This is a genomic window from Roseovarius sp. Pro17 (assembly GCF_035599575.1).
Lineage (GTDB): Bacteria > Pseudomonadota > Alphaproteobacteria > Rhodobacterales > Rhodobacteraceae > Roseovarius.
The window spans coordinates 1,899,815-1,921,558 of the sequence record NZ_CP141179.1 but is presented as its reverse complement, the minus strand read 5'-3'; the positions used below and the strand labels follow the sequence as shown (position 1 = coordinate 1,921,558).

The following is a 21,744-nucleotide window of genomic DNA, read 5'->3' as shown; positions in this document are numbered from 1 at the left end:
GCCGCCATGGCTGGCAACCCCGGTCGGATCACGCTCTGGGGGATTGAGGTGTTCATCTCCGTAGCAGATGAGCGATCGATTTCGGCCGCCGCGCGCCGCCTTGGCACCGCTGCGTCCACCGTCAGCCAGCAGCTCAGCAATCTGGAGGCCGCCGTCGGTGCGCCCCTGCTTGAGCGCAGCGCGCGCCCCCTGCGCCTGACCCGCGCGGGCGAGATCATGCACCGCCGCGCGCAGACAATCCTCGCGGAGGCGGCGCAGGCCAAGGCCGAATTGGCCATGGCCGACCTCGCGCGCCTGACGAACGTGCGCCTCGGCATGATCGAGGATTTCGAGGCCGACGTGACGCCAAGGCTGCTGACCCACATGGCGGGGCAACTGACCTCGTGCCAGTTTCTGCTGGAAACCGGGGCCAGCCACATGCTGCACGATCAGCTGGATGCGCGGCATCTGGATATCATCGTGGCGGCGCAGCTGGGCGGCGACGCCACTTGGGCCGAGGTGCATCCGCTGATGCGCGAAGGCTTTGTCGTGGCCGCACCCAAGGGGCAGATCGATCCGACTGGTAACGTGCTGGATCAGCTGGGTCGTGTGCCGCTGGTGCAATACACGACCCGGCACTATATGGGCCGCCTTATCGCCGCACATCTTGCGCGCCACAGCACCCCGATCGCACACCGGTTCGAGTTGGACAGTTATCACGCGATCCTTGCGCTGGTGGGGCAGGGCAGTGGCTGGACCATACTGCCGCCCCTTGCACTGATGCGAGGCCGTCGTTTCGAGGATCAGATCGACGTGCTGCCCCTGCCGCTAGCGCCGCTGACGCGCACCATCGCGCTGACCGCGCGCAAAGATGTCCTTGGCGCCATGCCGGGCGAAGTAGCCGCGACGCTCAAGCCCATCCTTCAAGAGGCCATCGTCACCCCTGCACTGGCGCGCTATCCCTTTCTGCAGGACGCGCTGACCGTGCTATGACGGGCGGCCCCGGTGGCTTTTCTAGGGACAATTATCCGAAATTGCCCTGCCAGTGGGTGCCGCGCCACGTAGCACGTGGTGCCCGTGTTTCACTAGAATATCAGGTACCGTAAGCACGTGCGCCGCCCATGACCTCATCGGCGGCGCCCAGAATGGTGGCCGCAATAGCGTCCTGCTGATCCTTTGTCAGGCGGGCGGGCAGACGGGTGTCGCAGGCGCGGGCCAGCATGGCGCGTGTCATCGGCAGATCGGGTGTTTCGCCCTCGATGAACTGCCAGTTCCAAAAGGCGCGCGCATTGTCCTGACTCTGGCCAAAGATCTGCACCTTGACCCCACGCTGCGCCGCCGCGTCGGCAAAGGCGCGCGCGTCCGAATCGTCCATTCCAACCAGATTGAACTGGATCGAATCCGGTGCACGCACTTCCGGAGCCAGCGACGCGGGTACACTCAACCAAGGGCTCTGCTCCAGCAGTGCCGCCACATGATCGTGAGCGGCACGGCCATCGCGCACACGGCGCGGGATCTCGTCCAACTGGGGGCGGATGATCGCCGCGCTCAGGTTGTTCAGCCGCAGATTATAGAGCGGCAGACGGTTCTGCCAGCGCCCGAACGCGGCCTTCAGCGCGTTGTCGCCATGGGTCAGATGCTTGGCCCAATTATGCTCATACGCGCCCGACATAATGATCGCGCGCGCCACCAGATCGGCATCGTCGGTGATCAAGATGCCGCCTTCGCCCGCGTTCAACAGCTTGTAGGATTGAAAGGAAAAGCAGCCGATCCGCCCGATTGTGCCGATATTTCGCCCGTGCCAAGTGGTGCCCAGCGAATGTGCCGCGTCCTCGATCACCGGGATATCGCGCGCGTCGCACAGCGCCATAATCGCGTCCATGTCCGAGGTATGGCCGCGCATGTGGCTGATGATGACGGCGTCGATGCCACCGTCGAGCCGGGCCTCGAAATCAGCCATGTCGATGCGGTAATTGTCGCCCACTTCGCACAGGATCGGCACGCAACCGGCGTGGATTACCGACGACGGCACGGCGGCAAAGGTAAAGGCCGGGATCAGCACCCGCGCGCCCTTGGGCAGATCCAGCGCCTCTAGCGATAAAAACAGCGCCGCCGAGCAGCTGGATACGGCCAGCGCATAGCGCGAGCCCATCACCGCCGCGAATTCGGACTCCAACAATGCGACGGGCGAATCCTGCGCCGCGGTGTAGCGAAACAGATCGCCCGACTTCAGCATCGCGTCGATTGCGGCGCGGGCGGCCTCGGGGATTGGCTCGGCGTCGTAGGTGTTGGGCGGGAGGGTGCTGACGGACATTGTTTCACCTTTTCCGAAAAGAGATTTCGGAAAACATAAAGGTTAAGCGTCGCCGTCGAAAGCAAAAACTACCCTTTTCCTGCGGCAAATAGTCTAAAAAGACCGCCACATGCCCAGTTTGACGCCGAAATCCTCGGCATTCATGAGGCCGGTGGTCAGTCCAGCCTCCATATGCCGACCAGGCGCGATGCCCCAAACCACCGATCCGGTGAGCCGCAGGAAATCGGGATCGCTCAGCGGGCCGCCCTGTTGCACCTGTCCGATCAGCTTCGTTTCGTCCCACAGATTAACGCCTAGTGTCGTGTCGATGGCCAGCGCGGTGCCGTCCCCCGTGATCCGCGCGCGCGTATCCACGGTCCACCAGCCGTTCAGATCGCCGACACTCAGCCCCTGGCCCACCGACAGGCCGGGCCGGATCGCCGCGCCCTTGTCCAGCGTGCCAGCCGCCAATTCGAACGCGATATGCAACCCTTCACGCGATAGCGGCATCAGCACAAAGGCCAGCGCCTTGTGATCGCCGCCCTCGTCACTGCCCATATCGAGGCCGACCGTCAGATCGGGATTGATCCCATATTCGGCGTAGATTGTGCTGTATGTCAGGGTATCCGCGCCGTCCTGAATCTTGATGTTCCACGACAGGAATCCGTCGCCGTCTGCGCGCAGCCATGCGCCCGCATTTGCGGAACCCGCGACGCAAAGAAGGGCGAGAAGCAGGGTGAAAGCTCGGCTCATGCGCACACAATCGGTCAACTTGGTAAACGAAAGGTTAAACTTGATAAACGAAAGGTTAAGCGTGTCATAGTTTGCGTCGCATGTGGCCGGTGCTAAAGCGTTTCGCCTCTAACCTGAGGCACTCAGCTAGGGCGAAACGCGCGCAACGCTGATACGTCGCGCGCGTTTCGCGAAAATCTTTGATTCAGGTTTTTCGCGAAACGCTTTAGACTGGTGCGAAGAAGGAGAATGACATGCCCCAGATCACCCACCCCAGTCCGTATCAGAGCGTTATCACCACTTTCGAGATGAGCCCCGGCACGTGTCAGGATCTACTGGATGCGCTGACCGATGCCTATGCCAACTTCATCTCGCACCAGCCCGGTTTTGTGGGGGCGGGGCTGCATGTGAACGATGCGCAGACACGCATCGCCAACTATTCGCAATGGAAGCGCCGCGAGGATTTTCAGGCGATGCTGCGTAGCGATGAAATGCGTCGCCGCAACCGCGAGATCCACGCGCTGTGCCGCAGTTTCGAGCCGGTGATGTACGATGTCGCGGCGACGTTCTGACGTCCAAAGCGTTTCACCTTTAGCCTGAGGCATCAGATAAAGGCGCAACGCGCGCAACGCTGATATGTTGTGTGCGTTTCGAGAAAATCTGTGATTCAGGGCTTTCGCGAAACGCTTTAAACACCCAGCCGGTCGCGCAGCGAATACCACGTCATCGCCAGGATCAGCAGCGGCGTGCGCAGCGCGGCACCGCCGGGGAATGGGGTCGCCGGCACGCTCGCCATGGTGTCGAATCCCGCAGCCTGACCTGCGACGGCGTCTGCCATCAGCTTGCCCGCATGGGTGGCGCTGCCGACGCCGTGGCCGGAATAGCCCGACGCGCTGAGGATGTTCGGCGCAATCCGCGCCAGATACGGCATCCGCTTGATCGTGATGGCCAGCGTGCCGCCCCAAGCGTAGTCGATCTGCACGTCCCTCAGATGCGGGAAAATCTGGGTCATCGGCTTGCGCACCAATGCCTCAATGTCGGCGGGAAAGCGGTAGCCATAGCTTTCACCCCCGCCAAAGAGCAGCCGCTTGTCGTGGCTGAGGCGGAAATAGTTGACCACGAATTTTGTGTCCGCAATCGCCACGTCCTGCGTCAGGACGCGCGCTGCGTCTTCGCCCAGCGGCTTTGTCGCGGCAATGAAATTGTTGATGGGCATGACGCGGGACGCGACCTTGCCATTCAGCCCGCCCAGATAGCCATTGCAGGCCAGAATGACGTGATCGGCGCTGATGCGTCCGGTCGTGGTATGCACCAATGCGCGCGCGCCTTCGTCTATGCCTGTGACTTCGCTGCGCTCGTAGATGCGCACGCCTGCCGCCTTGGCCGCGCGGGCAAGGCCCAGGGCGTAGCGCAAGGGGTGCAGATGTGCCGCGCCCATGTCCAGAACGCCGCCGTGATAGGCGGGCGAGGGGCAAAGGGCCTGCATCTGTTCGCGATCCAGTTTTTGCAACTGGTCATAGCCATAGCGCTGGGCCAGATGATCGGCATAGGTGTGCTCATGCGCGACCTCACCAGCAGAAAAACAGGCTTCGGCTATGCCGGGTTTGAGGTGGCAATCGATATTGTGTTTTGTAATCAGTGACTTGACGAGCGCCTTGGCGTCCTCGGCCAGTTCCCACAGCTTGGCGGCGTCGGCGTCGCCCATCAGACGCTCAAGACCCTGTTGGTCCATGCGCTGCCCGCTGCCCAACTGCCCGCCATTACGCCCCGACGCGCCAAATCCGACGCGCTGGGCCTCGATCAGGGCCACGTCCATGCCCGCCTCGGCCAGATGCAGAGCGGCGGAAAGACCTGTATAGCCCGCGCCGACGACGACCACATCAGCGCGCATCTCGCCGGTCAGGGGCGCATATTCGGGAAAGGTATCGGCGGTAGCAGCATACCAACTGGCAGGGTATTCCCCGGCGCGGTCATTTGCGTGCAGAAGGTTCAGCGCCATGAGATCAGACGTTCAGTAGCAGATGCTCGCGCTCCCACGGCGAAATCACTTGCAGGAATTCCCCATATTCGGCGCGTTTGACGATGGAATAAACGCGCGCGAATTCGGGGCCGAGGATCTCGTGAAGCTTGGGCGCCGCGTCGAAAAGGTCCAGTGCATCGCCCAGAACGGGCGGCACATCGCCCTCGCCCTTATAGCTGTCAGTCGTACATTCCGGCGCTGGGTTTTCCTTTTCCTGAAGGCCTAGAAGGCCGCAGGCGAGGCTAACCGCGATGCCGAGATAGGGATTGCAATCCATCCCCGCCAGCCGGTTCTCGACGCGTCGCGCCTCTGGCCCGGCGATGGGGATACGGATGCCCGTCGTGCGGTTGTCGCGGCCCCAGTCGAGGTTGATCGGCGCCGCGTGATCCTTGACGTAGCGGCGGTAGGAATTGACGTAGGGCGCCAGCACCGCGATGGCGCTGGGTAGATGGCGCTGCATTCCGCCGATAAAGTGATAGAACGCGTCCGTCTCATTGCCTTCGTCGTCGGTAAAGACGTTCTTGCCCGTCTTTATGTCCAGCACTGAATGATGAATATGCATGGCCGAGCCGGGCTCTTCGGCGATGGGTTTGGCCATGAAAGTGGCGAAACAATCGTGGCGCATCGCCGCCTCGCGGATGAGGCGTTTGAAGTAAAACACCTCGTCGGCCAGCTTCACGGGATCGCCATGGGCGAGGTTAATTTCCAGTTGGCCTGCGCCGCCCTCTTGCGTGATGCCGTCGATCTCGAACCCTTGTGCCTCGGCGAAATCGTAGATGTCGTCGATGACAGGGCCGAACTCATCCACGGCGGTCATCGAATAAGCCTGCCGTGCGGCGGCGGGACGGCCCGAACGACCCATCATTGGCTTGATGCTTTGCGCAGGGTCTATGTTGCGTGCAACAAGGTAAAATTCCATCTCGGGTGCGACGACGGCAGTCAGCCCGCGTTCGGCATATGCCTCGACCACGCGCTTTAGCACATTGCGCGGCGAAAACGGGATTGGCTCCATATTCTTGTCATAGGCGTCGTGAATGACCTGAAGCGTCCAGTCGCCCGTCCATGGCGCGGCGGTCGCGGTGCTCATGTCGGGTTTCAGGATCATGTCCTGTTCGATAAAGCCGCTTTCGCCTGCCGCCTCGCCCCAATCGCCGGTGATCGTCTGGTAAAAGATCGAATCCGGCAGGTGGAAATGTTTCTGTTTGGCAAATTTGGTGGCCGGAACAGCCTTGCCGCGCGCGATCCCCGGCAGGTCCGAGATGATGCACTCGACCTCATCAAGGCGCTTACCTTCGAGGTATTCGCGTGCCGCTTCGGGCAGGTCGTCGGTCCAGTCGTTTGCCATCAGGCACCTCGTTTCAGGAAGGCGGCCATGCGGTCGGCCACACTCTGGTGTTGGGTTGGTTTATCCATCTGCGCGATCGCGGCATCCAGCACGTCGTCCGGGACCAGCCCGCGCCCCCGGCTTTCGGCCAGTCGGCCAAAGAATTCGGCGGTGTGTTCTGGATGTGGCTGCAGCGTCAGGATGCGATTGCCATAGAGCAGCGCAGCGTTGTCGCAAAAGGCGTTTTGGCCGATCACTGTGGCATCTGCCGGCAGCTTTGTAACCTGATCCTGATGCCACGCGTTCAGCGCAACGGGCTGGCCGTCGATAAGGTAGTCCTGCCGGCCTACGGCCCAGCCCTTTGAGTATTTCTGGACCGTGCCACCCAGCGCCTGCGCGATGATCTGATGGCCAAAGCAGATGCCCACCATCGGGCGGCCATCGTCATAGACGTCGCGAATGAACTGTTCCAGCGGGGGAATCCAATCATGCGGCTCATATGCGCCGTGTTTCGAGCCGGTGATGAGCCAACTGTCGCAATCCTGAACGGCGTCGGGGAATTCGCCATCAACCACGGCATAGGTGCGATAGGTGAGGCCATGGCCCTTTAACAGATCGGCAAACATGGCGTCGTAATCGCCCAGATCTGCCTTGATATCTTCGGGCGAATGGCCGGTCAGAAGGATTCCGACGGTGGTGGTGCCATCCTCGGGGCTCAGCGATGGGTGGGGGACGCTCACAGGTGCCTCATAATTTGATCAAATTCAGGGTAGCGCAGTGAAATCAGGCGGGCAAGGGTTTTCAGACCTTGTCCAGATAGGTCTTCCAATGGTCGGATTCGTCGATCTCGCCCATGACGGTGATCTCCTGCCGCTTGGTCTGAACGAGGTTGCGAATGAGGCGCGGCTCAAAGATACGCGGCATGAGCGGTTCAGCCTCGAAAAGGTCGACGGCGCGCGTCCAGTCGGTCGCAAGTTGCGGCAGATCCTGCCCATAGGCGCTGCCGCTCAGGGGCGCGCCGGGGTCCATCGCGTCCTCGATCCCGATCAGTGCCGCGCCGAGGATCGCAGCAAAGCTGAGATAGGGATTGATGTCCCCGCCCGCGACGCGGTGCTCAATCCGGCGGGCCTTGGGCGAGCCGCCGGGAACGCGGATAGCTGCTGTGCGATTCTCATAGGCCCAGCAGATCGCCGTTGGGGCGTGCGCGCCGGGCGTCATCCTTGCATAACTGTTGGCGTGAGGGGCAAATATCAGCGTCGAGCCTTGCATCGCTGCAAGGCAGCCCCCGATCGCGTGGCGCAGCATATCGGTGCCCTTGGGGCCGCCATCGTCGAAGATATTGTTCCCCTCAGCATCCAGAACAGAGAAATGCATGTGCATCCCGTTGCCTGAATCCAGCGCAAAGGGTTTGGCCATGAACGTTGCCGCACAGTCATAGCGATGGGCAAGGCCGCGAATGAGCGATTTGAAAAGCCATGTGTCGTCGGCGGCGCGCATTGCGTCCTGATGGTTCAGCGTAATTTCGAACTGGCCGACACCCGCCTCGGAGGTGGTGGTCTGCGCCTCGATCCCCATTGCATTGCAGGCCTCGTAAAGGGCCGACAGGAACGGATCGAACGCGTCCATCTGGCTGAGGGACAGGATCTCGGACGCATCAATGCGACGCCGATTACGCGGATCGCGCACATGTTTCAGCTGCTTGCCGCTGTCATCTACGAGGGTGAATTCCAGCTCGGTCGAGGCGATCACCTGCCAGCCCCGCGCCGCGTAGCGTTCTAGCACGCGCCCAAGGGCGTGGCGCGCGTCGCCGTAAAATGGCGTGCCATCCTCGAAATACATCTGCATCGGCACCAGCGGCTGCGCGCTATCCAGCCACGGCAGGGGAACAGGCCCGCGCGAGGTGGGGCGCATGATGCCGTCGGCATCGCCGGTCCCGAACAGCAGGGGGCTGTCCTCAATATCGGCGCCCTTGATATCGACGTTCAGCACCGAAAGCGGCATCCGCACGGCGTCATTTTCGAGATTGGCGAAATAGCTGGCTGGCATCCTCTTGCCGCGCATCTGGCCGTTCAGATCGCAGGCAGCCACGCGGAAAGTGGCGAAATTGTCGATGCTCATCAGGTATCCTTCCCTTTGAGGGGATTGATTCACCGGATCAGGTTTGGGCGCAACCTCATTATGCTGCGCTGCTCCTGCGGCATGTGCGGGCCTAGTCGCGTTGTCGCCTGCTGCGCGCGCGGCGCTTAACGCGCAAACTCGTGGCCTAGACCAGTACGATCGAGACTCTGCCAAGGCTGGACAGGGCGCAAACCCACATGTCCTGCACCAGTATCCGGCGGAGCGGCTGGCGAATGCGCAGGATCCTCAATTTGGCCCGACCCCGACGACCAGATGAGCGACGCAACGTTACCGCGAGAGGCGCTGACACCGACACCTTTTCATCACTTAGAGCGTGCCGTAGATTTTGCGCGGGGTCATGATCGCTGTGTCGGGCGGGGTCATGGGGCAATAAAGCGTGCCCGTCGGTCGCCGTTTGAGCTGGCTCTCGGTTGGGGACAAAAGTCAGGCAGTTCGGTCTTGTGGGATCGAATGTTAGGCGCGGGAGGGGACCGATTGCGGCGGTGCGGGATTCGCGACGGCGAGGTAATCGGCGTCGGCGATCTGCACCAGCCCATGCAGGCCGATGGCGTCGCGTGCTGTAGGGGGCAGCGCGGCGATCGCGGCGCCCAGCGCCGCCGCAATGGCGGATGCATACTGTCCCCGCCCGGTGATGAACGGCAGCGATGGTGTGGGAATGGTGCGTCCGATCTCGCGCAGAGCGGCGGCGTGAGGATCATGACGCAGGATCAACTGCCAGCTAAGCGCGTCGATGCAGGCGATGTCGGCGCGCCCCTCTGCCACGGCCCGGGTCGAGTTTACGTGCGCCCCCGTCGGGATGGTATTGGCGAAGGTAAAACCCAGCCCCGCCGCGTGGTTCTGCGGTGCGGCCCAGCCCGATTGCGACAGCGCCTCGCTATAGGCAAAGGGCGCGTTGGCGAAGGCCGTCAGATCGCGGCGCGACTCGTCATCGCGCACGACAAACACGCTGTTGTAATGGCCGGGCGGGCAGTCCGGCAGTTGATTGTCGGGGGCGGCGATGAGTTGGACCTTGCCAATCAGGCTGGTGCGGTAAGGATAGCCGCAGGTCTGCGACAGGATCAGATCTGGGTGGGTCCACTGACCCCAGAGATCGCCATCGCGCGTCAGGTGATCAGGTGCCCCTTTGGGCAGCCGAGCGCGGGTTTCAGCCCAAAGCGTATCAAGAATATCCGCCGTTTCGGCGCGGTCATACATCGGTAGGCTGGCGATCATGGCGCGCGCCTTGGGCAAGGGATCAAAGGGATTTGGCGACTCGCTGGCGCGCCTCGGCGCTGTCCACATCGGTCACGCCCAAAAGGCTGGCGGTCAGCCGCAAAAGCGCGTTTTCAGGGGCGGCCCGGTCGCCGTCGACGAGGACCACTTGCCAGAGCGCCTCGATTACACTGATACGATCCTCGTAGGGCACCGCATCCTTGATTTCGCGGGTAAAGCGGACCGTGTCTGGCGCGCTGGCCTCGGTTTCCTCGGCGTCTTTGCGCAGGTCGGCGGCGTCGTCCGGGCTGAGGGAATAGCGCGCCGACAGGATGCGGTCGATGCGCGCGATTTCGCTGGGGGCGTAGTCGCCATCGGTGCGCGCGGCCCGCACCAAAAGCGCGGCCAGCGCAAGGCGCGCGTCAGTGTCGGTCAGCGGCTGCTCATGCGCCGCGGTGAGGCGTTGGAAAAAATCTGCAATCATGGCAAATCATATAAGGCGGCGCGGCGCTGCGGCCAATGCTAAATTTTCAGGTCATCATACATGATACGGGCGTCAGAGCCTCTGGGGCGGGTATTAAAGCAAAAGCAAGGTGCGCAACGCCCTGCGGATCAGAGCGGCGCGGCGCGCGACTGAGCGTCTTCACAATCGGCCTTGCTGAGGCCGAGCGCCTCGCAGACCTGCGCGACGATGGCCATTTCGCCGTCGCTGGGTGCGCCATCCGCCAACATGACCTGCCAAAGCGCCTCGAGCGCCTCGATACGGGCCTCGAAGCTGACGGTTTCGCGGATCAAAAGGGCGAATTTGCGGGTGCTGGGCGCCTCGGCCTCAATCTTTTCGCAGGTGGCGCGCATCTTGGCGGCGTCGACCGGGCCGATGCCGTTCATCCGGGCGAGCAGCGCGTCGATGCGGCTGATGTCGCGAACCTTATAGTCGTCGTCGGATTTGGCCACGCGCACCATCAGCGCGCCGAGCGCGAGGCGCGCATCGGTTTCGGGCAGCGGTTCGGACGGATGCCCTTTGAAGAGGTTCAGAATACGCGACAACATGGTGCCCACGTTTAACCGGTACGCAGGGCAGGGCAAGCGATTTCATCACCGATGCCAATGGCCGGGATCGGGGGCATTGGCGCGTCGCCTCAAGAACATTGTCGCAACCAGCAATGACCCGGACGGGACCCGATACCAACGTCAGACCACCTCGCGTACCGCAAAGGAGGTCACATACGGATGCCCTCCCGACGCGGCATAAGGGGCGTTCCGGTGCGGTTCGAACTGCGTTAGGAAGAGTGGGCGGCGTCTCATACGCCGCCGCGACGCATCGTCGCGCCCCCTGAGACCCTTGGATCTGTATGAGCACGCCTGAACCCTCCTTCGCTGCACGAACGCTGGCCGACATGCGCAGCGGCTCGCAGCGTGCGTGGCATGTGCTGCTGACGCGTGGGCCCAGCCAATTCCAGTTCTGGGTGATCGCGCTTCTGACCGGGATTGCAGCCGGGTTTGCCGCGCTGTTTTTCCGCAAGGGAATCTCATGGCTGCAGGAGTTGCTCTACGGCGTGGGCGACCCGCGGAATCTGAACAGTTTTGCAATCGACATGCCATGGTACTGGATTCTGGTAATCCCTATCGTCGGCGGGCTGGCGGTGGGGTTGATCCTGAGCCGTTTCACCAATGACGGGCGTGTGCGTGCGGTTGCCGACGTCATCGAGGGTGCCGCGCTGACCGAGGGCCGGGTCGAGCGGCGCGCCGGGCTGGCATCGGCGGTCGCGTCCCTGATCACGCTGGGGGCGGGCGGCTCTTCGGGGCGCGAGGGGCCGGTGGTGCATCTGGCGGGTGTCATCGCCACCTCGATCAGCACGCACATCAACGCAAGCGGTATCACGGGGCGCGAGCTACTGGGCTGCGCTGTGGCGGCGGCCGTGTCGGCATCGTTCAATGCGCCCATTGCCGGGGCGCTGTTTGCGCTGGAAGTGGTGTTGCGCCACTTTGCCATCCGCGCCTTTGCGCCGATCGTCATCGCCAGCGTGGCCGGAACTGTTATCAACCGGTTGGAATTCGGCGATATCACCGAATTTTCGATGCCCGATTCGTCCGAACTGGAATTTTACGTCGAATTGCCCGCCTTTTTGATCCTCGGCCTCGTGTGCGGGCTGGTGGCCGCCGCGCTGATCCGCAGCATTTTTCTGGCGGAGGATTTCGGCGATGTGGCCTGCCGGCGCCTGTCGATCCCTCGCTGGCTGCGCCCTGCTGTCGCGGGCGCGATGCTGGGCGGGCTGGCCATCTATTTTCCGCATATCATCGGCGTCGGGTACGAGACGACATCGGCGGCGCTGACCGGCGAATTGCTGCTGCATGAGGCAATCATATTCGCGATTCTTAAGGTGCTGGCGGTGGCGATCACACTGGGCGGACGCATGGGTGGTGGGGTGTTTTCGCCTTCGCTGATGCTGGGCGCCCTGACAGGGCTGGCGTTCGGGCTAATGGCGACGGCGATTTTCCCCGATGTGTCCGGCTCCTACGCGCTCTATGCGCTGGCGGGAATGGCGGCGGTCGCGGCGGCGGTGCTGGGCGCGCCGATTTCGACGACGCTGATCGTGTTCGAATTGACCGGCGACTGGCAGATCGGCATCGCCGTTATGGTGGCTGTTTCTACCTCGACCGCGTTGGGCACGCGGCTGGTGAACCGCTCGTTCTTTCTTACGCAGTTGAAACGGCGGGGCATCCACCTGGCCGAGGGGCCGCAGGCCTATCTTTTGTCGATGACCTCAGTTGCAGGGCTGATGCGCCCGGCCGGGGATGACAGTGCGCCGTCGGAAGAGGTGTGCCGCGCGATGATCGACAAGGGCATCCATGTGGATATCAGCGCAACGCTTGAGACGGTCATGCCGCTCTTTGATGCGCATAACGTGAATTACGTGCCGGTAATTGCGCAGGCCGCAGGCGATGCGCCGTCCGTGTATAAGGGCGTCCTTTATCATGTGGACGCGCTGAAGGCATTCAATCTGGCGCTGGCGTCGCTATCGCGCGAAGAGCATGGGTAAGGGCCGTTGCCGGGGGGCGTCACCGCCTCCCCATGATATTTTCAGGTCAGGAGATGCAGCAGGTTGTCAGACCCGTTCGACAGTCACCAGATCGTCGGAGTGAAAGGCGAGATGGCCCTTGATGTCGTCGACCTCTGCGATGGGGTCCTCATAGCTCCACGCGGCGTTTTCAATCGTGCGGCTTTTGGTGACGATCGAGTAGTAGCTGGCCGTCCCCTTGGCCGGGCAGACGGTGCTGTGGGCGCTAGGATCGAGGAACGCCGTGGCAATATCGGCGCGCGGAAAATAGATGACCGGCGCGATGTCTCCCTCGCGCAGCTCAAGCGCATTCTGGCTTTCGCCAATGACGGCGCCGCCTGCACGGACGGTCCACGTGCCGCTGGCTTTGCCAATGGTGATCTTTGTCATATTTTCGTATCTCCTCGCTAACGCGTGGGGCGCAGCATGACCTTTTTGATACGGCAGCGCCAGTGCCGTGATCTTAGGTCTTTCAGATCTGCGCCGTTGCCTGGGCCAACCAGTCTGCTGCCGATGGGCTAAGGCGGGGCGTGATTTTCGTGCGGCACTCAGCGTGATAGGCATTGAGCCAGTCAACTTCGGGCTGCGCCAGCATCGCGCGCTGGATAAGGCGTCGGTCGATTGGCACGAAGTTCAGCGTTTCAAAAGCAAGGCGGCCCTCGGCGCTGTCCGCCGGATCGCTGCCGGGCAGGGGTGGCGCGGATTGAACGACGACAAGGTTTTCGATGCGGATACCGAAATGCCCCTCGCGGTAATATCCCGGCTCGTTCGAGACGATCATGCCGGGTTTCAAGGCCACGTCGCTGGCGCGGCTGATGCGCTGCGGGCCCTCATGAACGCACAGATAGACACCGACGCCGTGCCCGGTGCCATGGGCATAATCCTGATCGGCCAGCCATAGCGGATAGCGTGCGATCGAATCGATATCGCGGCCAGCCAACCCCTTGGGAAAGCGTAGGCGACTGATGGCGATCATGCCTTGCAGCACGCGGGTAAAGGCGGCGCGCTCGTCTTCGCCGACCTCTACCACGGGCAGGGTGCGGGTGATATCCGTGGTGCCGTCCAGATACTGACCGCCCCCGTCGAGAACCAACAGATCGCCCGCGCTCAGCGTGCGGTTCGACGTCTCGGACACGCGGTAATGCGCCAGCGCGCCATTGGGGCCAGAGCCTGCGATGGTGTCAAAGCTGATATCCAGCAGCTTGCCGGTGGCGCGGCGCGCCTCTTCCAGCCGGGTCACTACGTCGATTTCCGTGATCGTGCCGGGGGGCTGTGCGTCAAACCACGTGAGGAATTCGCACAGCGCCGCGCCGTCGCGCAGATGTGCCTCGCGGGTGGCGGCGATTTCGGCCTCGGTCTTGCACGCTTTGGGCAGGATGCAGGGATCGGCGGCAAAGGCGGGGGTGATGTCGGCCTCCTCCAGCGCGGTGACGATCGCCACCGGGATACTGGCCGGGTCGACGCGCACTGGGTTGAGAAGCAGGGTCAGCGCAGCAGAGAAGCTGTCGGTTTGATGCGCAGTGACGCCGTCCGTGGTGCAGTGGTCCGGCAGGCTGGCCAGCTTGGCGGGATGCACGTATAGCTCGACCCGCGCGTCGTCATGTAGGATGGCGAATGCGTGCGGGACCGGATTGCGCGGGATATCTGCGCCGCGAATATTCAAAAGCCACGCGATGCTGTCGGGCAGGGTGAGGATCGCAGCGCGGTGGCCAGCCTCGCGCAGCGTTTCGGCCAGTTCGGCGCGCTTTTCTGCGCCAGTCTTGCCTGCCAGCGCATCGGGATAGGCGGTGATCGCGCCGGTGGGCGGGGCCGGGCGGTCCGCCCAAATGCCGTCGATCAGATTGGCATGGGGCACGGGCGTGACCCCGCTGCCCTCCAGCGCCGCCTTTAGATCGGTGATTTCTTTTTGCGTGTGCAGCCACGGGTCGAAACCCAGCTTGCAACCTACGGGCAGGGCCTTGCGCAGCCAATCGGCCAGCTTCACCTCGGGCCAGTCTATGGGCTGGTAGGCGTTTGGATCGGTCTGCACTCGCACCTGCGTGCGATAGCGACCGTCCACGAAAACCCCCGCCTGAGTGTGAGTAACTGCCGCAAAGCCCGCCGAACCGGTAAAGCCGGTCAGCCACGCCAGACGCTCGTCCCCCGGCGCGACATATTCGCCCTGGTGCACGTCCGCACGCGGCACCAGCCAGCCGTCCAGTTGCCCGGCCTGCATCGCATCCCGGAGAAGCTTCAGGCGGGGCGGCCCCTGTTCAGGGCTCGCCTTGTCGGTAAAGTCCTGGAACATCACGAGACCCTTTTTATGCCCATCACCCGCGCCCGTGCGCGAGGATCGCTGTCAAACAACGCGGCTAGCTGTTCGGTCATCGCGCCTGCCAACTGATCGACATCCGTAATGGTCACGGCGCGGTCGTAATAGCGTGTCACGTCATGGCCGATGCCGATGGCCAGCAGTTCCACTGCCTTGCGCTTTTCAACCATGCCGATCACATCGCGCAGGTGCTTTTCGAGGTAATTGGCGGGATTGACCGACAGCGTGCTGTCATCGACCGGCGCCCCGTCCGAGATCACCATCAGGATCTTGCGCGCCTCGCGGCGGGCCATCATGCGGCGGTGCGCCCATTCCAGCGCCTCGCCGTCGATGTTCTCCTTTAGCAGACCTTCCTTCATCATCAAACCAAGGTTCTGACGTGTCCGGCGCATCGGCGTGTCGGCGGATTTGTAGATGATGTGGCGCAGATCGTTCAGGCGTCCCGGCAATTGCGGGCGACCCTCGCCCAGCCACGCCTCGCGGCTTTGCCCGCCCTTCCACGCGCGGGTGGTAAAGCCGAGTATCTCGACCTTGACGTTGCACCGCTCCAGCGTGCGGGCCAGAACGTCGGCGCAGATTGCGGCGATGGAAATGGGGCGGCCGCGCATCGAGCCGGAATTGTCCAAGAGCAGCGTCACGACCGTATCGCGAAACTCAGTATCTTTTTCGACCTTGAAACTTAGCGGTGTCGTCGGGCTGGCCACCACGCGCGCCAAGCGTCCGGCGTCAAGAATACCCTCCTCGCGGTCGAACTCCCAAGAGCGGCTTTGCTGCGCTTGCAAACGGCGCTGCAACTTGTTCGCGAGGCGGCTGACTGCGCCTTTCAGCGGCTCTAGTTGCTGGTCCAGATAGGCGCGCAGGCGGTCCAATTCGATCGGTTCGGCCAGATCCTCGGCGTGGATTTCCTCGTCGAACTGGGTGGAATAGACCTGATAATTGGGGTCTGCGTCGGACACGGGCTGCGGTGCGGGGGGCTCCATCGGGGCCTCGCCCTCGGGCATGTCGGCCTCGTCGCCTGCATCCTCGGCGGCAGACTCGTCCATGCTGACCTGCGCCTGAGAGGCATCCTGCTGCTCTTCCTGACTTTGTTCGGCGTCGGCCTCTTCGGTATCGCTGTCGTCCTCGCCGCCGCTGTCGGGTTCGTCGTCATCGGGGTTCTGCTCGGCCTCGTTGTCTAGGTCGTCATCCTCGGCATCGGGATCGTCGCCCAGCTGATCACCGTATCCCAGATCCTCAATCACCTTGCGCGCGAATTTGGCAAAGGCGCTTTGATCGGCCAGCGTGCCCTGCAAATTCTCCAGCGTTTCGCCTGCTTCACCCTCGATGAAACCGCGCCACAGTTCCATCACGTTACGCGCGCCCTCAGGCAACTCGCGCCCTGTTGCGAGGTGGCGGATCAGATAGCCTGCCGCGGTACTCAGCGGAGCATCGGCGGGATCTGTGATCTGTTCATAGCCCGCACGCGCGGCCTCGGCTGCGATCTTGGCGTCGATATTGCTGGCCGTGCCGGGCATGGTGCGCGCGCCGACAGCCTCGCAACGGGCGGTTTCCATCGCCTCGTAGATGTCGCGGGCCATGGCGCCGGGGGGGACGTATTTCGCGTGGGTTTTTGCGTTGTGATACTTGTGCCGCAGCGCCAGCGCGTCGGCGGTGCCGCGCGCGTGCAATACCTCTTCGCGGGTCATGCGGCGGGAGATCTGGGGCAGGCGCATCGCATCGCCGCTAACGCCCGAGGGGTCGACCGAATAGCTGACGTTTAGGTCGCGGTCATCGGCCAGCACCTTGGTCGCCTCGGCGAGTGCCTTCTTGAACGGATCGGCGGGGTTGTCGGATGGTTTTTTCATGGGGCATAACCTTGATCATCGGCTATTGTTGCAAGACGGGTGCAGACTTCGAAGTCAATCTTTGAAATCCCTTCCTGCAACCAGCGCTCGCTGTGGTCAGACGTATAGCGAACGTATCGCAAAAAATAATTGTCGACAGCATTCTGAACAAAGCTGATCGCATCGTCTTCGTGAACAACGTTTAACTTAAGCGCTAAATCAAGAGACATCATCGACAATTGCAGAGAAAGTCTCGAATATTCGAGCGATAGAGATTGTAGAACTTCATCTAGTCCATCGGAGTGTTCTCCGGCTTCCGCGTATACAACGCCACCACTAAACTTAAAGAGTGCTGCGCACCGCGCTGATGCGTCCCAGAAACTCAGGTTCTGCGGCTGAATACCTTCGAGGGTCTGCGAGAAACCACAATTAGGCGCAAAATTAGATGCGAGCACGATTGCCGTGGCAAGGCCTAGGTTTTGGCCCCAAATCATCACCCCAAGCTCACACTCGCCGCGCTCTCCGGCAGTTCCTCGTCAAAGCAGCGCTGGTAAAACTCCGCAACCGTCTGGCGCTCCAATTCGTCGCATTTGTTGAGGAAGGTCAGGCGGAAGGCATAGCCGACATCGCGAAAGATGCTGGCGTTCTGCGCCCATGTGATGACGGTGCGCGGTGACATGACCGTGCTAAGTTCACCATTCATAAACGCAGTGCGGCTAAGGTCGGCGACGGTCACCATCTGGCTGACCGTCTTGCGGCCTTCTGCTGTGTTATAGGTCGGGTTTTTCGACAGAACGATCGCCACCTCGGCGTCGTGGCTGAGGTAGTTCAGCGTCGCGACCAGGCTCCAACGGTCCATCTGGCCTTGGTTGATCTGCTGGGTGCCGTGGTAGAGGCCGGTGGTATCGCCGAGGCCGACGGTGTTGGCAGTCGCAAACAGGCGGAAATAGGGGTTCGGTGTGATCACCTCGTTCTGGTCGAGCAGCGTCAGCTTGCCGTCTGCCTCCAGCACACGCTGGATGACGAACATTACGTCCGGACGACCGGCGTCATATTCGTCGAACACGATGGCGGTCGGGTTGCGCAGCGCCCAAGGCAGGATGCCCTCGTGGAATTCGGTGACCTGAACGCCGTCCCGTAGTTTGATCGCGTCCTTGCCGATCAGGTCGATCCGGCTGATGTGGCTGTCGAGATTGACGCGCACGCAGGGCCAGTTGAGGCGGGATGCCACCTGCTCGATATGGGTGGATTTGCCGGTGCCATGATAGCCTTGAATCATCACGCGACGGTTATGGGCAAACCCGGCCAGGATCGCCAGCGTTGTGTCGCGGTCAAATTTATAGGTGCTGTCAATGTCGGGCACACGGTCGGTTCGCTCGGCAAAACCTTTGATATGCATATCGGATTCAATACCGAACACCTCGCGAACGTCGATGTCTTCGGTGGGTTTTGCGTGCGGGTCGATCATGCCATCAGCCATTCTAAAGGGTCCTCAAATCGCGTCTTTCGGTTGCGTTCCGTGGTGCAACATATCGCGTGGAAGGGCAAGGGAAAGGGAAACTGAAAGAAATGCTGGTCCTCGGCGGCCCGTGACATATATCCTCGCCCAGACCTGTACCAATTCACAGCCCGAGGTCCGAACTGCCCGTGACGCGAGACGACATAGAAATGCTAATCGCCCGCACCGCGCTGGGCGAGCGCGCGGCATTTTCAGACCTTTATACCCATACGGCCGCGAAACTATTCGGCATCTGCCTGCGTGTCTTGCATGACCGGGCCGAAGCCGAAGAGGCGATACAGGAGGCATATGTCAAGATTTGGCGCCATGCTGATCGCTATCGCGCAAACGGGCTTAGCCCGATGACCTGGCTGATCACTATCGCGCGCAATACCGCGATTGACCGCGCGCGCCGACGGCGCGAGGTGCAGCCAGGGCTGGACGTGGCCGAGACGATGGCCGACTCCGCCCCCGGACCCGAGGCACAGGCGATCGCGGCAAGCGAGCGGGGCCATCTGAGCGCCTGCCTCGCGGAATTGGACGAGGGTCATTCCGAGGCTGTGCGCCGCGCTTACCTCGGCGGCGAGACCTACGCCGAACTTGCGGCGCGCTTTGATGTGCCGCTCAATACGATGCGCACGTGGTTGCGCCGCAGCTTGATGAAACTGAAGGAGTGTCTGACGCGATGACCGGCCGACCGCCATATGACGAGGGCGACGATCCTGTCCTCGCGGGTGAATACGCCCTTGGCTTGCTGGGACCGGACAGCGCAAGCGCGTTCGAGGCGCGTTTGGTGGGCGAGCCTCAGCTACGCGCGCTCTATGCCGACTGGGCCGAGGATCTGGCCGGGCTGACCGACAGTATCGCGCCGGTTGATCCGCCCGCCGCCGTGCAGGGCCGGATCGAGGCGCAGTTGTTCGGTAACACGACTGTGCGGCGGCCCTTCGCGGGTTTGCGCGGCCTTGGCTGGCTGATCGGAGGCGGCGTCGCGGCGGCATTGGCGCTGTTCGTTGCGCTGAACACAGGCATTCTGGGGCAGGGTCCGGACCTGCCCGGCTACACGGCACAGATTGCGGCCGAGGATGGCTCCATGCTGCTGTTGGCCAGCTACGACGCCAACGATGGCGCGCTGATCATCCAGCACAGCAGAGGTGCTGCGCCCGAGGGTCGCGCGCTGGAGCTGTGGCTGATCGCGGGGGATGCCGCCCCTGTATCGCTGGGCGTTCTGCCCGAAGCGGATGACGCCAGCCTCACGGTGGACGAGGCGCTGCGCGCGCAGATGCCGGGCGGCGTTCTGGCGATCTCGGACGAGCCGCCGGGCGGCTCTCCGACAGGGGCGCCGACGGGTAGCGTGCTAGCGACCGGCGCAGTCACTCCGATCTAAGGGTTTGGTGAGGCTGTGGAAAATGGGATCGCCAAATTAATTATAAGAATTCTGAAACTCTGAGTATGCGGGCCGCGTGAGTCCAAGGGTCAGCAGGCAGTATCGCCTGCATAACCCAGGGAGTTACCCATGACCTTCAAGACCATGTTGACCGCCACCGCCACCGCCGCAATCCTTGCCACGGGCGCCTATGCCGAAAACCCGATGGTCGGCGGCGCTGCGATGTTCGCAGACAAGAATATCATCGAAAACGCCGTGAATTCGGCTGATCACACCACGCTGGTCGCCGCCGTCAAGGCCGCCGGCCTTGTCGAAACGCTGTCGGGCGAGGGTCCGTTCACCGTGTTTGCCCCCACCAACGATGCCTTTGCCAAACTGCCCGAGGGCACGGTCGAGAACCTTCTGAAGCCTGAGAACAAGGATCAGTTGACCAAGATCCTGACCTGCCACGTCGTCGGCGCTGATGCGATGTCGACTGCGATCATGGGCATGATCGACGATGACGGCGGCGCGCATGTCGTTCCCACGCTGGGCGGTTGCATGCTGAACGCGACGTATGACGGCGACATGATCATGCTCGAGGACGAGCAGGGTCAGACGATCAACGTCACAATCGCGGATGTCGATCAATCCAATGGCGTGATCCACGTGGTCGATACGGTCGTCCTGCCCGCTGCCGAGTAACATCGCACGCGAAAACACGATCAGGTGATTTTCGGGCCCGGCTCTTGCGGGCTGGGCCCGATGCTTTCACATTAAATGAAATTCAGACGGCTGTATTGCCGAACCAACGAGATCCAGAGGAGTGAGACAATGGACCGACGCATTTTCATCACCGCCGTGCTGGCCGCCGGATCGGCCGCCACTTTCGCTCGCTTTGGAGGTGCCACTGCCGCGTCCGAAGGCAGTTTCGAGATCACGCGCACCGAGGCCGAATGGCGCGCTATGCTGAGCGACGCGCAGTATCAAGTCATGCGCGAAGAGGCGACCGAGCGTGCCGGAAGCTCGCCTTTGGACAAGAATTACGCCGATGGCACCTATCTGTGCCGCGGTTGCGATCTGCCGATTTACGCGTCCGAGACGAAATTCGACAGCGGCACCGGCTGGCCCAGCTTCTGGCAGGCCAAGGAGGGCGCGATCGGCACCAAGGAGGACCGCTCGTTCTTTGGCGTGCGCACCGAATGTCATTGTGGTCGCTGCGGCAGCCATCTGGGCCATATCTTTGACGACGGTCCGGCGCCTACCGGCAAGCGACACTGCCTGAACGGCGTCAGCCTGAAATTCGTCGCCGCCTGAGCGCGCCGCGCACATATCGCGCGTAGGATGAAACCCCAAAGGCCGCCGCCGCGTTGTCTGTCTGACAGGTCGCGAGGGTGGCCTTTCCGCGTTTGACCACGCGATAGATATTTTAGAGGTACAATAAGGAGAGCAACATGCAACGCAGCGGTTCCGCCGTTTGGAGCGGCGATCTGAAATCCGGCAAAGGCAAGGTCAGCACCGAGAGTGGCGCGCTCAAGGACAATGCCTATGGCTTTAACACCCGTTTCGAGGACACCCCCGGCACCAACCCCGAAGAACTGGTCGGCGCTGCCCATGCCAGTTGCTACGCCATGGCGATGTCGCTGGGGCTGGGTGAAAAGGATCTGAAAGCGGATGAGATCAAGGCCAAGGCCAACGTCACACTGTCCGAGGTCGATGGCGGGTTCGCTGTGACCAAGGTGCATCTGGACGTCACCGCCAAGATCCCCGGTATCAGCGAGGCGGATTTTCAGGAGGTTGCAGAAGCGACCAAGAAGAACTGCCCGATTTCCAAGCTGCTGACGGCCGAGATTACGCTGGATGCGAAGCTGGTATAAGGGGGGGCATCCCTAAACGTTGGAAGGCCTCCGGTAGTTATCACCGGGGGCCTTTTTATACGACGCTAGCGAATGGCGCTTGTTTGCTATGCCGGACAAAGCAGACTTTGGCCTTGAATGGGCCAATGAGTGCTT

The 21,744-nt window shown here is 62.2% G+C and carries 22 protein-coding genes; 8 read left to right on the top strand and 14 right to left on the bottom strand.

Going from position 1 to position 21,744, the window contains the following annotated elements:
- Positions 1–6 precede the first annotated feature (6 nt).
- Entirely contained in the window at positions 7–972 is a 966-nt protein-coding gene (locus U3654_RS09300; protein WP_324755060.1) for a LysR family transcriptional regulator, read from the top strand.
- 100 nt (positions 973–1,072) lie between these two features.
- On the opposite strand, the gene U3654_RS09295 is transcribed toward U3654_RS09300, so the two are convergent.
- Both U3654_RS09295 and U3654_RS09290 read right to left on the bottom strand, forming a co-directional pair.
- Positions 1,073–2,293: a DegT/DnrJ/EryC1/StrS family aminotransferase gene (locus U3654_RS09295; RefSeq protein WP_324755059.1), complete on the bottom strand. Its 1,221-nt coding sequence runs from the start codon at positions 2,291–2,293 to the stop codon at positions 1,073–1,075.
- Between the two features lie 93 nt (positions 2,294–2,386).
- Positions 2,387–3,025: a hypothetical protein gene (locus U3654_RS09290; protein ID WP_324755058.1), complete on the bottom strand. Its 639-nt coding sequence runs from the start codon at positions 3,023–3,025 to the stop codon at positions 2,387–2,389.
- 233 nt (positions 3,026–3,258) lie between these two features.
- On the opposite strand from U3654_RS09290, the gene U3654_RS09285 reads away from it, so the two are divergent.
- Entirely contained in the window at positions 3,259–3,576 is a 318-nt protein-coding gene (locus U3654_RS09285) for an antibiotic biosynthesis monooxygenase family protein (RefSeq protein WP_324755057.1), read from the top strand.
- A gap of 116 nt (positions 3,577–3,692) precedes the next feature.
- On the opposite strand, the gene U3654_RS09280 is transcribed toward U3654_RS09285, so the two are convergent.
- From U3654_RS09280 to U3654_RS09250, 7 genes are all read right to left on the bottom strand, one after another.
- The gene (locus U3654_RS09280; protein WP_324755056.1) at positions 3,693–5,003 is read right to left on the bottom strand and encodes an FAD-binding oxidoreductase; all 1,311 of its coding nucleotides are present in this window, start codon (positions 5,001–5,003) and stop codon (positions 3,693–3,695) included.
- Between the two features lie 4 nt (positions 5,004–5,007).
- The gene (locus U3654_RS09275) at positions 5,008–6,369 is read right to left on the bottom strand and encodes a glutamine synthetase family protein (protein WP_324755055.1); all 1,362 of its coding nucleotides are present in this window, start codon (positions 6,367–6,369) and stop codon (positions 5,008–5,010) included.
- The gene (locus U3654_RS09270; protein WP_324755054.1) at positions 6,369–7,088 is read right to left on the bottom strand and encodes a type 1 glutamine amidotransferase; all 720 of its coding nucleotides are present in this window, start codon (positions 7,086–7,088) and stop codon (positions 6,369–6,371) included. The genes U3654_RS09275 and U3654_RS09270 overlap by 1 nt, the downstream gene beginning before the upstream one ends.
- Before the next feature lie 61 nt (positions 7,089–7,149).
- The gene (locus U3654_RS09265) at positions 7,150–8,466 is read right to left on the bottom strand and encodes a glutamine synthetase family protein (protein ID WP_324755053.1); all 1,317 of its coding nucleotides are present in this window, start codon (positions 8,464–8,466) and stop codon (positions 7,150–7,152) included.
- Between the two features lie 474 nt (positions 8,467–8,940).
- The gene (locus tag U3654_RS09260; protein ID WP_324755052.1) at positions 8,941–9,699 is read right to left on the bottom strand and encodes a phosphate/phosphite/phosphonate ABC transporter substrate-binding protein; all 759 of its coding nucleotides are present in this window, start codon (positions 9,697–9,699) and stop codon (positions 8,941–8,943) included.
- A gap of 22 nt (positions 9,700–9,721) precedes the next feature.
- A complete protein-coding gene (locus U3654_RS09255) occupies positions 9,722–10,162 on the bottom strand; it encodes a TerB family tellurite resistance protein (RefSeq protein WP_324755051.1) in 441 nt (146 codons plus the stop codon).
- Between the two features lie 128 nt (positions 10,163–10,290).
- Positions 10,291–10,728, bottom strand: a complete 438-nt coding sequence (locus U3654_RS09250) for a TerB family tellurite resistance protein (RefSeq protein ID WP_324755050.1) — start codon at positions 10,726–10,728, stop codon at positions 10,291–10,293.
- Positions 10,729–11,030: 302 nt separating this feature from the next.
- Here U3654_RS09250 and U3654_RS09245 point away from each other — a divergent pair, with 302 nt between their 5' ends.
- Positions 11,031–12,719, top strand: a complete 1,689-nt coding sequence (locus tag U3654_RS09245) for a chloride channel protein (RefSeq protein WP_324755049.1) — start codon at positions 11,031–11,033, stop codon at positions 12,717–12,719.
- A gap of 66 nt (positions 12,720–12,785) precedes the next feature.
- Here the strand turns inward: U3654_RS09245 and U3654_RS09240 are convergent, their stop codons facing one another.
- The 5 genes from U3654_RS09240 to cobS form a co-directional block, all read right to left on the bottom strand.
- The gene (locus tag U3654_RS09240) at positions 12,786–13,127 is read right to left on the bottom strand and encodes a DUF427 domain-containing protein (protein ID WP_324755048.1); all 342 of its coding nucleotides are present in this window, start codon (positions 13,125–13,127) and stop codon (positions 12,786–12,788) included.
- A gap of 82 nt (positions 13,128–13,209) precedes the next feature.
- The gene (locus U3654_RS09235; protein WP_324755047.1) at positions 13,210–15,024 is read right to left on the bottom strand and encodes an aminopeptidase P family protein; all 1,815 of its coding nucleotides are present in this window, start codon (positions 15,022–15,024) and stop codon (positions 13,210–13,212) included.
- Positions 15,024–16,892 (bottom strand): cobaltochelatase subunit CobT, encoded by a 1,869-nt coding sequence (gene cobT, locus U3654_RS09230; RefSeq protein ID WP_324755046.1) that lies wholly within the window; start codon positions 16,890–16,892, stop codon positions 15,024–15,026. Before cobT ends, U3654_RS09235 begins: the two co-directional genes overlap by 1 nt.
- Positions 16,889–17,365 carry a hypothetical protein gene (locus tag U3654_RS09225; RefSeq protein WP_324755045.1) on the bottom strand — a complete coding sequence of 159 codons (477 nt, stop codon included), beginning with the start codon at positions 17,363–17,365 and terminating at the stop codon, positions 16,889–16,891. Before U3654_RS09225 ends, cobT begins: the two co-directional genes overlap by 4 nt.
- Positions 17,365–18,351, bottom strand: a complete 987-nt coding sequence (gene cobS, locus U3654_RS09220; RefSeq protein ID WP_324755044.1) for a cobaltochelatase subunit CobS — start codon at positions 18,349–18,351, stop codon at positions 17,365–17,367. Before cobS ends, U3654_RS09225 begins: the two co-directional genes overlap by 1 nt.
- 188 nt (positions 18,352–18,539) lie before the next feature.
- Between cobS and U3654_RS09215 the strand changes: the two genes are divergently transcribed.
- From U3654_RS09215 to U3654_RS09195, 5 genes are all read left to right on the top strand, one after another.
- Positions 18,540–19,058, top strand: coding sequence for a sigma-70 family RNA polymerase sigma factor (locus U3654_RS09215; RefSeq protein ID WP_324755043.1), 519 nt, complete (start codon positions 18,540–18,542; stop codon positions 19,056–19,058).
- Positions 19,055–19,753, top strand: coding sequence for an anti-sigma factor (locus U3654_RS09210; RefSeq protein ID WP_324755042.1), 699 nt, complete (start codon positions 19,055–19,057; stop codon positions 19,751–19,753). Before U3654_RS09215 ends, U3654_RS09210 begins: the two co-directional genes overlap by 4 nt.
- A 129-nt stretch (positions 19,754–19,882) precedes the next feature.
- Complete coding sequence (locus U3654_RS09205; protein WP_324755041.1) at positions 19,883–20,437, top strand: fasciclin domain-containing protein; 555 nt, start codon at positions 19,883–19,885, stop codon at positions 20,435–20,437.
- Positions 20,438–20,566: 129 nt separating this feature from the next.
- Complete coding sequence (gene msrB / locus U3654_RS09200; protein WP_324755040.1) at positions 20,567–21,049, top strand: peptide-methionine (R)-S-oxide reductase MsrB; 483 nt, start codon at positions 20,567–20,569, stop codon at positions 21,047–21,049.
- A 137-nt stretch (positions 21,050–21,186) separates the two neighbouring features.
- The gene (locus tag U3654_RS09195; RefSeq protein ID WP_324755039.1) at positions 21,187–21,609 is read left to right on the top strand and encodes an OsmC family protein; all 423 of its coding nucleotides are present in this window, start codon (positions 21,187–21,189) and stop codon (positions 21,607–21,609) included.
- Positions 21,610–21,744 lie beyond the last annotated feature (135 nt).